The following is a 13,756-nucleotide window of genomic DNA, read 5'->3' as shown; positions in this document are numbered from 1 at the left end:
CGCGCCTAGATGGCCTCCACCGACGCGGCGCTGGCGGCTTCCACCGCCCACTGCATCGGTCGCCAAGCACTAACGGATAGCCGGCTCCCCCGGTGTAAATCGGGGAACCAATCGCTGTCCGCTATGACTGTCTTCGGCGGCTCTTTGACATTGTTGGTTTTTGATGAAGGGACATGTGGGCGACGGCGCCCGGTCCGGGGACCTCAAGGCTCCGGTAACCGGTTAACTCAAGCCGATCGCCACATCCGATCGCGGGCTCCACGCCTGCCCGGATGGCAAGCATGTTCATTCGTATCCATTACGTTTGACAGTGCAGGTATCGGCTCCTTGATACTCTGGCTAGTCGAGCTGGCGGGTTATCCCGTGCTTGATTGGTTAGTTTCACAAACTTGAGAGTTTGATCCTGGCTCAGAACGAACGCTGGCGGCATGCCTAACACATGCAAGTCGAACGAAGGCTTCGGCCTTAGTGGCGCACGGGTGCGTAACGCGTGGGAACCTGCCCTTAGGTTCGGAATAACAGTTAGAAATGACTGCTAATACCGGATAATGTCTTCGGACCAAAGATTTATCGCCTTTGGATGGGCCCGCGTAAGATTAGGTAGTTGGTGGGGTAAAGGCCTACCAAGCCGACGATCTTTAGCTGGTCTGAGAGGATGATCAGCCACACTGGGACTGAGACACGGCCCAGACTCCTACGGGAGGCAGCAGTGGGGAATATTGGACAATGGGCGAAAGCCTGATCCAGCAATGCCGCGTGAGTGATGAAGGCCTTAGGGTTGTAAAGCTCTTTTACCAGGGATGATAATGACAGTACCTGGAGAATAAGCTCCGGCTAACTCCGTGCCAGCAGCCGCGGTAATACGGAGGGAGCTAGCGTTGTTCGGAATTACTGGGCGTAAAGCGCACGTAGGCGGCTTTTTAAGTCAGGGGTGAAATCCCGGGGCTCAACCCCGGAACTGCCTTTGAAACTGGAGAGCTAGAATCCTGGAGAGGTTAGTGGAATTCCGAGTGTAGAGGTGAAATTCGTAGATATTCGGAAGAACACCAGTGGCGAAGGCGACTAACTGGACAGGTATTGACGCTGAGGTGCGAAAGCGTGGGGAGCAAACAGGATTAGATACCCTGGTAGTCCACGCCGTAAACGATGATAACTAGCTGTCCGGGTTCATGGAACTTGGGTGGCGCAGCTAACGCATTAAGTTATCCGCCTGGGGAGTACGGTCGCAAGATTAAAACTCAAAGGAATTGACGGGGGCCTGCACAAGCGGTGGAGCATGTGGTTTAATTCGAAGCAACGCGCAGAACCTTACCAGCCTTTGACATCCTAGGACGACTTCTGGAGACAGATTTCTTCCCTTCGGGGACCTAGTGACAGGTGCTGCATGGCTGTCGTCAGCTCGTGTCGTGAGATGTTGGGTTAAGTCCCGCAACGAGCGCAACCCTCGTCCTTAGTTGCCATCATTTAGTTGGGCACTTTAAGGAAACTGCCGGTGATAAGCCGGAGGAAGGTGGGGATGACGTCAAGTCCTCATGGCCCTTACAGGCTGGGCTACACACGTGCTACAATGGCATCTACAGTGGGCAGCTATCCCGCGAGGGTGAGCTAATCTCCAAAAGATGTCTCAGTTCGGATTGTTCTCTGCAACTCGAGAGCATGAAGGCGGAATCGCTAGTAATCGCGGATCAGCATGCCGCGGTGAATACGTTCCCAGGCCTTGTACACACCGCCCGTCACACCATGGGAGTTGGATTCACCCGAAGGCGGTGCGCTAACCTTTTAGGAGGCAGCCGACCACGGTGGGTTCAGCGACTGGGGTGAAGTCGTAACAAGGTAGCCGTAGGGGAACCTGCGGCTGGATCACCTCCTTTCTAAGGATTGTCTCGAAAGCGCCTGGCCGTGAGCCGGGAAGAGCTTCGCGACTTCCAAAGAACATTGCCGTCGTCCTCATGTCCTTTCATCAATCGGATACAGCAGCAGGTCCTGCCTGTTGCTGTTTGCCTGAGCTGGCTTTGCCGCCCGCGGCCATTTGGCCAGCGTGGCTGGCATGGGCCTGTAGCTCAGTTGGTTAGAGCGCACCCCTGATAAGGGTGAGGTCAGAGGTTCAAATCCTCTCAGGCCCACCATATTTGCCAGGTTAAGGGGCCTTAGCTCAGCTGGGAGAGCGGTTGCTTTGCAAGCATCAGGTCATCGGTTCGATCCCGATAGGCTCCACCAGGCATTTCAATCCGATAGATGAAACGAAAGCGGATCTCGCTCCGGCGAGTAGGCGACATTGGTCGCCGTCTTTGACATTGTGAATGGGTTTTTAAATCGATGCCGTGGCGCATGGATTGTATCGAGAGGCTTCGGCTGATCGGGCGATCGATGCATCACAAACAAGATCAATCAAATTGATTTATCTGGCTGAGATATTCCTCCGCATCATCTTCAAGCGGCTGACTTTTATGCAGGTCTGTCGTTGATGGTGTGGATTCTCAAGCGTGAGGTAAGAGCATTTGGTGGATGCCTTGGCATGTGCAGGCGATGAAGGACGTGGCACGCTGCGATAAGCGTCGGGGAGTTGTGAGCAAACTTTGATCCGGCGATTTCCGAATGGGGAAACCCACCCTCACCATTTCCTTTCGATCTAGCTTCGGCTGGCTCGGAAAGAGGTGGATAGGGTATCACCGAACTGAATATATAGGTTTGGTGAAGCGAACCCAGGGAACTGAAACATCTCAGTACCTGGAGGAAAAGACATCAACAGAGATTCCCGTAGTAGTGGCGAGCGAACCGGGACCAGGCCAATGCTTCTTCGTTAATTAGCGGAACACTTTGGAAAGAGTGGCCATAGCGGGTGACAGCCCCGTACGTAAAAATGATCGAAGAAGATTCGAGTAGGGCGGGACACGTGAAATCCTGTCTGAACATGGGGGGACCACCCTCCAAGCCTAAATACTCGCACATGACCGATAGCGAACACAGTACCGTGAGGGAAAGGTGAAAAGCACCCCGATTAGGGGAGTGAAACAGTACCTGAAACCGGATGCTTACAAGCAGTTGGAGCCCCATAGGGGGTGACAGCGTACCTCTTGCATAATGGGTCAGTGACTTAATTTATCGAGCAAGCTTAAGCCGTTAGGTGTAGGCGCAGCGAAAGCGAGTCTGAATAGGGCGACTGAGTTCGATGAATTAGACCCGAACCCCGGCGATCTAGGCATGGCCAGGTTGAAGGTGCGGTAACACGCACTGGAGGACCGAACCGGTGAATGTTGAAAAATTCTCGGATGAGCTGTGTTTAGGGGTGAAAGGCCAATCAAGCCGGGAAATAGCTGGTTCTCCGCGAAATCTATTGAGGTAGAGCGTCGGACGTATGCCGATGGGGGTAGAGCACTGGATGGGCTAGGGCTGCGCGAGCGGTACCAAACCTAACCAAACTCCGAATACCATCGAGTCTTATCCGGCAGACAGACGGCGGGTGCTAAGGTCCGTCGTCAAAAGGGAAACAGCCCTAACCTACAGCTAAGGTCCCCAAGTCATATCTAAGTGGGAAAGCATGTGGGAATCCCAAAACAACCAGGAGGTTGGCTTAGAAGCAGCCATCCTTTAAAGAAAGCGTAACAGCTCACTGGTCTAAATAAGGGTTCCTGCGGCGAAGATGTAACGGGGCTAAAGATATGCACCGAAGCTTAGGGTTGCAGTTTACTGCAGCGGTAGCGGAGCGTTCCGTAAGCGAGTGAAGCGGGAGGGTAACCGACCGTGGACGTATCGGAAGTGCGAATGCTGACATGAGTAGCGACAAACAGGGTGAGATACCCTGTCGCCGAAAGACCAAGGGTTCCTACGCAATGCTAATCAGCGTAGGGTGAGCCGGCCCCTAAGACGAGCCCGAAGGGGGTAGTCGATGGGAACCACGTTAATATTCGTGGGCCTGGAGATGTGTGACGGATCGCGGAAGTTGTTCTCTCTTATTGGATTGAGAGGGCAGCCAAGTGGTTCCAGGAAATAGCCTCTCCGTATAGACCGTACCCGAAACCGACACAGGTGGTCAGGTAGAGTATACCAAGGCGCTTGAGAGAAGTATCCTGAAGGAACTCGGCAAATTGCCTCCGTACCTTCGGAAGAAGGAGGCCCCATTATTGCGCAAGCAGTAGTGGGGGGCACAGGCCAGGGGGTAGCGACTGTTTAGCAAAAACACAGCACTCTGCTAAGTCGGCTTCAAGACGACGTATAGGGTGTGACGCCTGCCCGGTGCTCGAAGGTTAAGAGGAGGAGTGCAAGCTCCGAATTGAAGCCCGAGTAAACGGCGGCCGTAACTATAACGGTCCTAAGGTAGCGAAATTCCTTGTCGGGTAAGTTCCGACCTGCACGAATGGCGTAACGACTTCCCCACTGTCTCCAGGATATGCTCAGCGAAATTGAATTCTCCGTGAAGATGCGGAGTACCCGCGGTTAGACGGAAAGACCCCGTGCACCTTTACTGCAGCTTCAGAGTGGCATTAGGAAAGAGTTGTGTAGCATAGGTGGGAGGCTTTGAAGCGACGGCGCCAGCTGTCGTGGAGCCATAGGTGAAATACCACCCTGCTGTTTTCTGATGTCTAACCTCGCACCGTTAGCCGGTGTAGGGACCCTCTGTGGCGGGTAGTTTGACTGGGGCGGTCGCCTCCTAAAGAGTAACGGAGGCGCGCGATGGTAGGCTCAGGACGGTTGGAAACCGTCTGCAAGAGTGCAATGGCATAAGCCTGCCTGACTGCGAGACTGACGAGTCGAGCAGAGACGAAAGTCGGTCATAGTGATCCGGTGGTCCCTCGTGGAAGGGCCATCGCTCAACGGATAAAAGGTACGCCGGGGATAACAGGCTGATGATTCCCAAGAGCTCATATCGACGGAATCGTTTGGCACCTCGATGTCGGCTCATCACATCCTGGGGCTGGAGCAGGTCCCAAGGGTTTGGCTGTTCGCCAATTAAAGTGGTACGTGAGCTGGGTTCAGAACGTCGCGAGACAGTTTGGTCCCTATCTGCCGTGGGCGTCGATTGTTGAAAGGAGTTGCCCCTAGTACGAGAGGACCGGGGTGAACGTACCTCTGGTGTACCTGTCATCCTGCCAAGGGTGCCGCAGGGTAGCTATGTACGGACGGGATAACCGCTGAAAGCATCTAAGCGGGAAGCCTCCCTTAAGATAAGCAATCTTCGAACCGTCGTAGACCACGACGTTGATAGGCTGGGTGTGGAAGCGCAGTAATGCGTGGAGCTAACCAGTCCTAATAGTTCTTTTCGCGCTTGTAGGATCCATACCATCAACGACAGTCCTGAGCTGTCCGCGATCTGGAGGAAACTTCGGCCGGATACGCCCGAAAGGGGCATCGATTTAAACCCGTCCGCCTGCTTTATTGCTTGGTGGCTATAGCGTCTGTGACCCACCCGATCCCATCTCGAACTCGGCCGTGAAACCGGACAGCGCCGATGGTACTAGTGCCTAAGCACTGGAAGAGTAGGTCGCCGCCAGGCATTACAGCAGGCGGGTAGGTAAAAACCCATTCACATGTTTCAAAAGCCGCTGCCGGTACAAACCGCGCGGCGGCTTTTGTGTCTCTGGCCGTGAGGCCTCGACACAACGGTGCCGCGGGGTGGAGCAGCCCGGTAGCTCGTCAGGCTCATAACCTGAAGGTCGTTGGTTCAAATCCAACCCCCGCAACCACCGTCCTCTTGATAAATAAAGAGAAATTCAACCCGCTGCTTGCAGCGGGGTTTTTCTCGTCTGCAACTGGAATCACATAGGAAGCAGGGCGCAGCGCAGCATTGGGGCTATGGAGTACCCGCAGGGTCCAGTTGCGTGTTGGGGCATAATTCCTAGGAGAATATTCCCTCAAGAACTCTCGCACCTAATGCCTACGGCAGCTTTGCGCCCCAGTTGCTGACCTTTACAGACTCGCCGTAATCAATCCGGGCCTCCACGTCGCTCCACTTTGTGATACGTCACCTTCAATGACTGAAGCGACGCCGACACTTCCGCTAGGAGACAAACTGTCCCTCGAAGAATTTGTGGCGAAATTCCTGTTGTCACATGAAGAGAACAAGGATCTGGAAAGGCTGGCTGAGGCTTCAGGAGACCGAAAATGGGTAAGACGCAAGCTCGTTGGGAAGAATGCCGAGCTGCGGCTTTTCCCCTATGTCGATGAGCTAGGACCACACTCAGACGAATTCCTCGAACAGCAGGCTCTGCATCAGCTGATAGTGAAACGGATCAGAGCGAAGATGACCTCTGGCTTATATTCGGGATCCGGAAGGCCGCCTTCTGGCTACGAGCGCATTGAGTTGGAGGACCAAGATTGGGAAAGTGCAGTCATCTCGATCACAGATTGGACGATTGGGTCCGGGCGGCGTCTTCTGACCGACATTCTAATTGAAGCCTCAGGGAGGCCGAGCAACGACGGCTTACTCGCACAGACCATCCTGGATTGCCTGTCGTCACTGAATCCTTCGTCAAACTCTAAGTCCGACATCCGAGAGCTCGTAACAACTCAAAGCACCTTCACGATCTCCGACCACATGTTTGGTCGAGCGTGGGAAAGAGCTCTTGAGCAATTACCGCCGATTGAGGGTGAAAAATGGACGGCAAAGGGTCGGAAGAAAAATCGATTCTAATTACCTGAGTATTCACGGCTGAAAGTTTCCTCTCATTGGAGCGCCTCACAAATTTCGAGGCTCCAATGAATTCGAACACAGCTCGTATGATTTTCCTGACGACCGCCGAAGTTGCAGCTCGGTGGAGGATGAGTCCCCGCACCTTGGAGGGCTGGCGCGACAAGGGGATCGGACCCAACTATCATAAGTTCGGCGGTAGCGTCCGCTATCATATGGACGAGATCAAGCGCTTCGAAGAAGCCTGGTCCACTTGCCTCGAAGACATCTGACGAATTTGCTTCCGCAGCCCCGCTGCGGCAGGCGCATTCGTTTGGTTTGATACGTTTGGGGATGCGCCCAAATCATTTCCGCTACCAAATGGGGTGAGATCATAGCGGAAGCCCGAGTCCGAAAGGCAGAGCGGGGATCTCCGGAACGGCACACAGTTTCGCAAGCAGCTGTTAAGTGGGTGGGCCAGTGCCGGAACCACCCACGCCCGAATGCGACGGCTGGCTCCGAGGAGCATCTGGTACGCAGAGGGGAGGACCAACCCGGCCAAATGGCGGGGGTTGGTCGTCCTATGCCCTCCGCTCCGACTTCTCCAAGAATCATCAAGTGCAAGGTTAGCTGTAGGGAGGCCTGCGACGCGTGAGCCTTCGAACTAGCGGAGCGGCGCAGGCCTCCCGTGTCGCCACCGTACGTATTCCGTGCTGTTGACACGCATGCGAAAAGAATGCGCGCTCGCTCATTGGATGAGGAAGGTGAGGGGGGATCTAAAACCCTGGCACCTTTTGATCGGACACCGGCGTGGGTCGAAAAAAAATGCGTGGTCGAAATATGGAAGGGGGGTAATGACACGGGCCCGACCGCTACCCTACCTTTTTACGCGGTATTGGCCTTCATTTCTAATGCGTGACTTTGATGACTAGTATGGGGCCGGTTGCGGAATGTCCGGTTTCGGTAGCACAGTGGGAAAAGCGGACAATTCGATCACGGTCTCCGCATCGCTTTCCTGCTACTCGTCCATTGGATCCACATACATCGTCGCCATAGGTCGGGATGAGCCCAATTGATTCAACGAGACTGATAACCACACACGCGGGGTTCCGGTGACTGAATCTGCTCAGTCCTTGTTGTAAACGCCTCGCACTCGCTGGTGCGAGCGCTGCAAAAGGACCGTCAACCCTAATGTCCTGTGACCTTCCTCGACATCGGGGCAAGCTTCGCAAGGAGGCTATTTTGCGCTGCGAAGGGCACGCCCTGTTCGCGCATCGACTGCTGCAGGTTCTCGACCAAGGCGTTCATGTCGCGCATTGTCACGCCCATGCTTTCATGCGCCTTCGCCATGTCTCGCCCGGTGTAGTCGCAACCGGCGTTGAGGATGTAGCAGAACTGTTCAAACAGCGTCCGCTTGAGCCGGACCATGTCATGCGCCGCGAAGATGGCCGCGATGCGCGGGTCTTCCTGCGACAGGTCGACGGTGCGCTCGGCAATGGCGCGGATGCCGTCCTGGCCCCCGAAATTCGCGGCCATCTCAGTACCGCTGAAAGGTCTGGCACCGGCGTTGGCGTTGCTCTGTTCATAGGGGTCAACCGGAATCTCCCCGGTCACAGGGTCCCGGACCTGTTCCTCGACGCCGAATTCCTTGTCCCAGTCGATAGCGCTCTCGGCATCGGCAGGCGGGACTTGCTGGAGCAGAAGCAGGGCGAGGGGGAGAGCGATCATTGACAAGGGTTCCGGTACGGGCAGGGTGGAATCAGAAGGCGAGCTGAGCGGAGAGGAATCCGCCGCGCTGCTTCTCGAAGGTCGCGATCGAGCCGAGATCGACATAGGCGGCCGTCAGGGTGACGTTGTCGGTCAGGGCATAGGCGGCGAACAGGTCGATCCAGTCATTTTCCCCCAGACCCAGATTGTCGGGCTTGGTACGCAGTTCGGTGCCGACCACCGCGCGGCGCGAAAGCTGGTAGGCTAGCGAACCCTCGAACTGGAGCGAGCGCCCGTCGTCCGCCGCATTGCCGAAACCGAGTACCCCGCCCTCGTTGGCCGAGGTATAGCGCAGCGTCGCGGATGCGAGCACGCTGTGCGACAGGAACAGTTTGGAGGCACTGACGAACAAGTCGGTGCCGGTAGCACTGTCGGCCCCCACGGCCTGTACCACGGCGGCATCGCGGCTGCGCTTGTGCTGTATGCCGACGCTGATCTGGGGAAGCAGCGGATCGCCATAGACGAGGTCGCCGACCAGCCGCACCTTGGCCCCGAATACATCCTGGTTGAAGGTATAACCCTTTCCGAGGCCAAGCACGGCACCGGCATCGCGGGTGTCGAAATTCTGCCGGGCGTAGGACAGCTCGAACCGGTTGGCGATGCCGACAGCGATGCCGAGGCTCTGCCAGCCGAAATCTGGCAGCTCGATCAGCGTGACATGGCCGGTCAGGCCAACGCCGCTGTCGGTCTCGAGCCCGCCGATGGTCGCCCAGGTCGCGACACCGCCGCCGCTGGAGCCTTCGATGCCGGTGACGCCGTTGGTCAGCAAGAGCTTGCCGCCTTCGAACAGCGGATCATCGCTCTCGACCGGTGGCGCGTCCTTCGCCGCGGCTGGAGCAGCGACGAGCGCGAGCGCCAGCGTCGGCGCGAAAAGGGCGAAAAGTCTGCTCATTGTCAAAAGCATAGCGGGCCATGGTTAAAGCTGGACTAACTGCAAGGGCGACTGCCGGGGTGTGGTTCGTTAAGTTTTACCCCCTAGGGCGGGCGGCGATGAAAAGGGTCGCATTCTTCCTGCCATTCCTCGCTGCCGGTATTCCCGCTGCACACTTGCTGGCCGCAGGCAGCCCCTCCGCGCGCGTGCAGGTGGTCGACGAGCGCGGCCTGCCCGTCCGCGATGCGGTGGTGGAAATTACGCCCGCCGCCGGTACTAAGTCTCCGTCGGGTTTCGCCTGGCGCGCCGCCATGGCGCAGAAGGATCTGCAGTTCACCCCCGGGACGTTGATCGTCGCCAAGGGTTCCACGGTGGCATTTCCCAATCTCGATAAGGTCCGCCACAGCATCTACAGCTTCTCGAAAATCGCCAAGTTCGAGATTGATCTCTATGGCCGCGACCAGACCCGGGCCCAGCGCTTCGCGATAGCGGGCACGGCGGCGCTGGGCTGCAATATCCACGACGCCATGCGCGGCTATGTCCGTGTGGTCGATACGCCCTATGCAGCGAAGACTAACGCCAACGGAATCGTCGACCTGTCCGACGTGCCCAGCGGCAAGGCCACCATTACAGTCTGGCATCCGCGTCTGCGGGCGCCAGCCAACGAGACGAACTTCGACGCATCTGTGACCGCGGATTTCTCCCGCAAGTACACGGTTAAGCTGCGATGAGCGCGTTCGGCAGGATCGACATCCTCCGCTTCGGTTCGCTGAAGTTGCGGATGGCTGCGCTATATGCGGCGCTGTTCGCCGCTGTGCTGGCGGTCATCCTCATTATCGCGGGTCAGGGTATTGCGCGGTTTGCCGAGAACGCCTCGACCCGCGACCTGGCGGCCAATGCACGGGTCTTCGACGAGATCCTCGAACTGCGGGCCCGGCAGATGCGCAGCACGACCGACGTCCTTTCGCGCGACTTCGGCTTCCGCGAGGCAGTCGCCACCAATGACCGACCGACCATTGCCAGCGCGCTCGACAGCCTCCGCGCTCGCTCGTCCGGAGGATCGGCCTTCGTCGTAGGTTACGATGCGACACTCACCGGCTCGACCGGTGATCCGATGCCGGATCCGATGAGCCTGTGGGAGTCGCTGGACGAGGGGAAAGAATTCGGAGTGATCATGCAGGGTGACCGGCTCGCTCTAGCCACGGCCTCCCCGGTGGAAGTACCGGATCTGGTCGGCTGGCTGGTCGTAACGCAGCCGCTCGACGATGCCGAGCTGGCACGATTGACGCGCCTGGCTGCGGTCGATCTCGATGCCTCGGTTGTCCGGCTAAGTCGCATTCCCGATGCAATCGGCGCGGCCCCGCTCGGCGAAGTCTTCGAACGGGAAGAAGGCGAGCGTATGCTGTACCGGGTGTCGGCCCTGCCGTCGCTTGAGGATAGCCTCAATCCGCGGCTGGTACTCAGGCATTCGCTGACGCGTTCCCTGGCTGAATATTCGGGTATTCGCTGGCTTCTGGCGGCGCTCGCCATTGCCGGACTATTGCTGGTAGTGGCTCTAAGCTGGCGAGTGGCCAAGACGATCACTGCACCGCTGCGCAAGCTCGATGAGGCGACTCGCTTGGTCAGTGCAGGCGAGAAGGTGGAAGTCTCCGTCGATACCAACGACGAAATCGGGCGCCTCGCTGGCAGCTTCAACGCGATGATCGAAGCTATTGAAGAGCGCGAAAAGGAGATCGTCCATGTCGGCTTGCACGACGGACTGACAAGCCTGCCCAATCGCAAACTTTTCCTCGAACAGCTGGCCCTGTCGCTGGCTCGGCGGAAGAACGATCACAAGGTCATGGTGGTCTACGCCGATCTCGACGATTTCAAAGTCGTCAACGATACGCTCGGCCACCCTGCAGGCGACACCTTGCTGCGAAACGTGGCGGAACATTTGCGTGGCTCGCTGGCGGACGCTACCATTGCGCGCCTTGGAGGCGACGAATTCGCGATCCTAATCGACGGCATTGCGCCAAGCGTCGACCTCAACACGTTGGCAGGGCAAGTCCAGGCCTGCTTCATGCGCTGGATCGAGATCGAAGGGCAGAAGGCCGATTGTTCGGCAAGCCTCGGCATCGCCGTTGCGCCAGGGGATGGCGATGACGGCATCACCTTGATGAAGCACGCTGACCTCGCTCTTTATCGCGCCAAGCGCGAGGGCAAGTGCTGCTATCACTTCTTCGAACCCGCCCTCGACGAGCAGGCCCGCCAACGGCGACAGATGGAACTCGACCTGCGCCGCGCCATCAGCGAAGGCGAGTTCGAACTCTACTTCCAACCGCTCTACAGCTTGTCAGAGGAACGGCTGAAAGGATTCGAAGCGCTGATCCGCTGGAATCATCCCACAAAGGGCATGGTTTCGCCCAACGATTTCATCCCCCTTGCCGAGGAAACGGGGCTGATCCTGCCCATCGGAGAATGGGTCGTCCGCGAAGCGTGCCACCAGGCAAGCCGTTGGGAAGATGGTTTGTCGGTTGCGGTCAATATTTCGCCCAAGCAGTTCACTTCGCCCGATCTGGTGACGAAAATTCTCAACGCCATCGCCGCATCTGGGATCGGGGCAAATCGGCTGGAGCTTGAGATTACCGAGAGCATATTCATCGCTCAGGTCGACAAGACGATGGCAATCCTGCACCAACTTCGCGCGCTGGGCGTACGTATCGCACTGGACGACTTCGGCACGGGATATTCCTCGCTAAGCTACCTTCGCTCTTTCCCCTTCGACAAGGTCAAGATCGACCGTAGCTTTGTTACCGACCTGGCGACCGGGGAGAATGGCCACGCCATCATCCGCGCGATCACAACCCTTGCAGAAGCACTGGGAATGGAGACTCTGGCGGAAGGCGTCGAGGACGAACAGCAACTGGAAATCCTCCGTCGCGAAGGCTGCCGCAGCATTCAGGGATTCTTGCTGAGTCGGCCGATGTCCGCGTCACAGGTTTTGGCTTGGGCTGAAAAAGAGCAGGACCTGGCGATAGTTGGATAGCCTGTCGTAACCTCTTGCCCCTGATTCTCCCACCGGCTCTTGACCAATTCTGGGCCGTTAGACGACCGTCTGCTCTTGGCACTGCGCGAGCTCGGTAGTTCAGTCACGAAGTGGGTGGAAGGCGGACACTAACGTCTTTCAAGAAAGAGCAAGGCTGCGGTTTCCTCCTTGCATAGAACCAGATGTACCTGGGAACTAATGCTCAGAACCGGTAGGTTGCTTCCCCGCCGGCCATCAAGATTGTGCTGACTGTCCCGCTCTGATGGATGAACGGTCCATCGGTGAACGCGCCGAGCGAGCCCGACAGCGACAGACCATTTTCGAGATCAAGCGTGAGGCTCACCTCGGCTAGATTACCGATGTGCCGCGCTTGTGCCGTTCCGGCCGTCCGGATCTCTCTGCCGGCTAGATCATAAATGCCATCGCCACGCGATGCGCGCCAGAAGGCGGCAAGATTGAGCTCCACCTGCACTCGCCCTGTCGGCGTGAGCACGATACCCGGATTAAAATTGATGATGTTGCGCGGTCCGAGTGGTGTGAGTTCACCGAAGTATCGTCCCCTCGGAAAAAGCGCATTGAACGATTCGATCTTGTCGGGCGTGTCGGTGCGGTCTCCACTGGCGATATTGGCGCGCAGGCGCAGCTGCGGAGCCAGGAGGACACCGGGGAACGAGATTGCGGTTTCGGTTGCCTGTGACCAGGCCCGGATTCTGCGTCCGGCGAGGGTGCCGCGCTGGATCATCGTCTCCCAGTTCCACGTAACGCGCCCTCGCTCGCCGAACAGCCGCAAACCGTAAGTGTCTCGCGTCTCAACGCCCTCCAATGCGGTAAGGCGAGCGGCGGAATCCTCGTAGCCGATCCAGTACAGATCGAAGTTTATACCCCGCGCCGCTTCTGTCGTAAGGTAGACGCTGCGGACGCGGCGCCCACCTTTGGAGCTGTCGTCAAAATCTTTCGCCCCGATGACCACAGCGCGTACATCGATCAGATCAAGCCTCGCAGGGCCACGGATCAGACTCGCCTGAATGCCGTCGAACGGCTGCGGAGTATTGGGTCCGTAGCGGGTGCCGAGCAACCGCTGAGAGCCGAGCGCAATCAGCGTGCGTCCGGCACGCAGTGACACCTTGCCGTCCTCTCCCAGCGGCTGGTGGAGATCGGCATAGCCCTGCAAGAGATCGATGCCGGTCTGATCGACCGGGCCGCCCCCCCCATTGACCCCGATGGCATAGCCTATGATCGGTTGCACGACGATCCGTGCCGGCCCGGCCTCGGCCTTGAACAGTGGCATCAGCCTGAGCAATAAATAGCCGTCATCAGGCGCGTCTCCCCAAGTCGGGTCATTATAACCTTCGTACCGCACGCGCGCCTCGCCGCTCAGGCTGACGCTGACCGCGTCACTGGCGTCGTTGGCCCGGTCCTCCTCAGCCAAGCCCCTATCGCGAGCGGCAGCAGGAACTGTCGCAACTGCCAGCAGCGCCGCGTACAG

7 protein-coding genes, 3 tRNA genes and 3 rRNA genes are annotated in these 13,756 nt (G+C 57.7%); 10 read left to right on the top strand and 3 right to left on the bottom strand.

Annotated features, from left to right (window positions below):
* Positions 1-385 precede the first annotated feature (385 nt).
* From IRL76_RS09870 to IRL76_RS09835, 8 genes are all read left to right on the top strand, one after another.
* Positions 386-1,871, top strand: a 16S ribosomal RNA gene (locus IRL76_RS09870).
* A gap of 178 nt (positions 1,872-2,049) precedes the next feature.
* Positions 2,050-2,126, top strand: a tRNA-Ile gene (locus tag IRL76_RS09865).
* A 15-nt stretch (positions 2,127-2,141) separates the two neighbouring features.
* Positions 2,142-2,217 (top strand) — tRNA-Ala (locus tag IRL76_RS09860).
* Between the two features lie 261 nt (positions 2,218-2,478).
* Positions 2,479-5,268: ribosomal RNA gene (locus IRL76_RS09855) — 23S ribosomal RNA — on the top strand.
* Positions 5,269-5,376: 108 nt separating this feature from the next.
* Positions 5,377-5,491, top strand: a 5S ribosomal RNA gene (gene rrf, locus IRL76_RS09850).
* The 16S, 23S and 5S rRNA genes sit together here with 3 tRNA genes alongside, the layout of an rRNA operon.
* Positions 5,492-5,604: 113 nt before the next feature.
* Positions 5,605-5,681: transfer RNA gene (locus IRL76_RS09845), tRNA-Met, on the top strand.
* Between the two features lie 287 nt (positions 5,682-5,968).
* Positions 5,969-6,628, top strand: coding sequence for a hypothetical protein (locus IRL76_RS09840; protein ID WP_200981180.1), 660 nt, complete (start codon positions 5,969-5,971; stop codon positions 6,626-6,628).
* Between the two features lie 65 nt (positions 6,629-6,693).
* Positions 6,694-6,897: a helix-turn-helix domain-containing protein gene (locus IRL76_RS09835; protein WP_343072248.1), complete on the top strand. Its 204-nt coding sequence runs from the start codon at positions 6,694-6,696 to the stop codon at positions 6,895-6,897.
* Between the two features lie 895 nt (positions 6,898-7,792).
* Here IRL76_RS09835 and IRL76_RS09830 read toward each other — a convergent pair.
* Both IRL76_RS09830 and IRL76_RS09825 read right to left on the bottom strand, forming a co-directional pair.
* Entirely contained in the window at positions 7,793-8,332 is a 540-nt protein-coding gene (locus tag IRL76_RS09830) for a group I truncated hemoglobin (protein ID WP_200981178.1), read from the bottom strand.
* 31 nt (positions 8,333-8,363) lie between these two features.
* Entirely contained in the window at positions 8,364-9,263 is a 900-nt protein-coding gene (locus IRL76_RS09825; protein ID WP_200981177.1) for a DUF3034 family protein, read from the bottom strand.
* Positions 9,264-9,361: 98 nt separating this feature from the next.
* Between IRL76_RS09825 and IRL76_RS09820 the strand changes: the two genes are divergently transcribed.
* Complete coding sequence (locus tag IRL76_RS09820) at positions 9,362-9,973, top strand: cupredoxin domain-containing protein (RefSeq protein ID WP_200981176.1); 612 nt, start codon at positions 9,362-9,364, stop codon at positions 9,971-9,973.
* Positions 9,970-12,270 (top strand): putative bifunctional diguanylate cyclase/phosphodiesterase, encoded by a 2,301-nt coding sequence (locus tag IRL76_RS09815; RefSeq protein WP_200981175.1) that lies wholly within the window; start codon positions 9,970-9,972, stop codon positions 12,268-12,270. The genes IRL76_RS09820 and IRL76_RS09815 overlap by 4 nt, the downstream gene beginning before the upstream one ends.
* A 202-nt stretch (positions 12,271-12,472) precedes the next feature.
* Here IRL76_RS09815 and IRL76_RS09810 read toward each other — a convergent pair whose 3' ends face one another.
* Complete coding sequence (locus tag IRL76_RS09810; RefSeq protein WP_200981174.1) at positions 12,473-13,699, bottom strand: alginate export family protein; 1,227 nt, start codon at positions 13,697-13,699, stop codon at positions 12,473-12,475.
* Positions 13,700-13,756 lie beyond the last annotated feature (57 nt).

Source organism: Qipengyuania soli (assembly GCF_015529805.1).
GTDB lineage: Bacteria > Pseudomonadota > Alphaproteobacteria > Sphingomonadales > Sphingomonadaceae > Qipengyuania > Qipengyuania soli.
The sequence above is the reverse complement of the archived record's forward strand: the minus strand, read 5'-3'. Positions and strand labels throughout refer to the sequence as shown.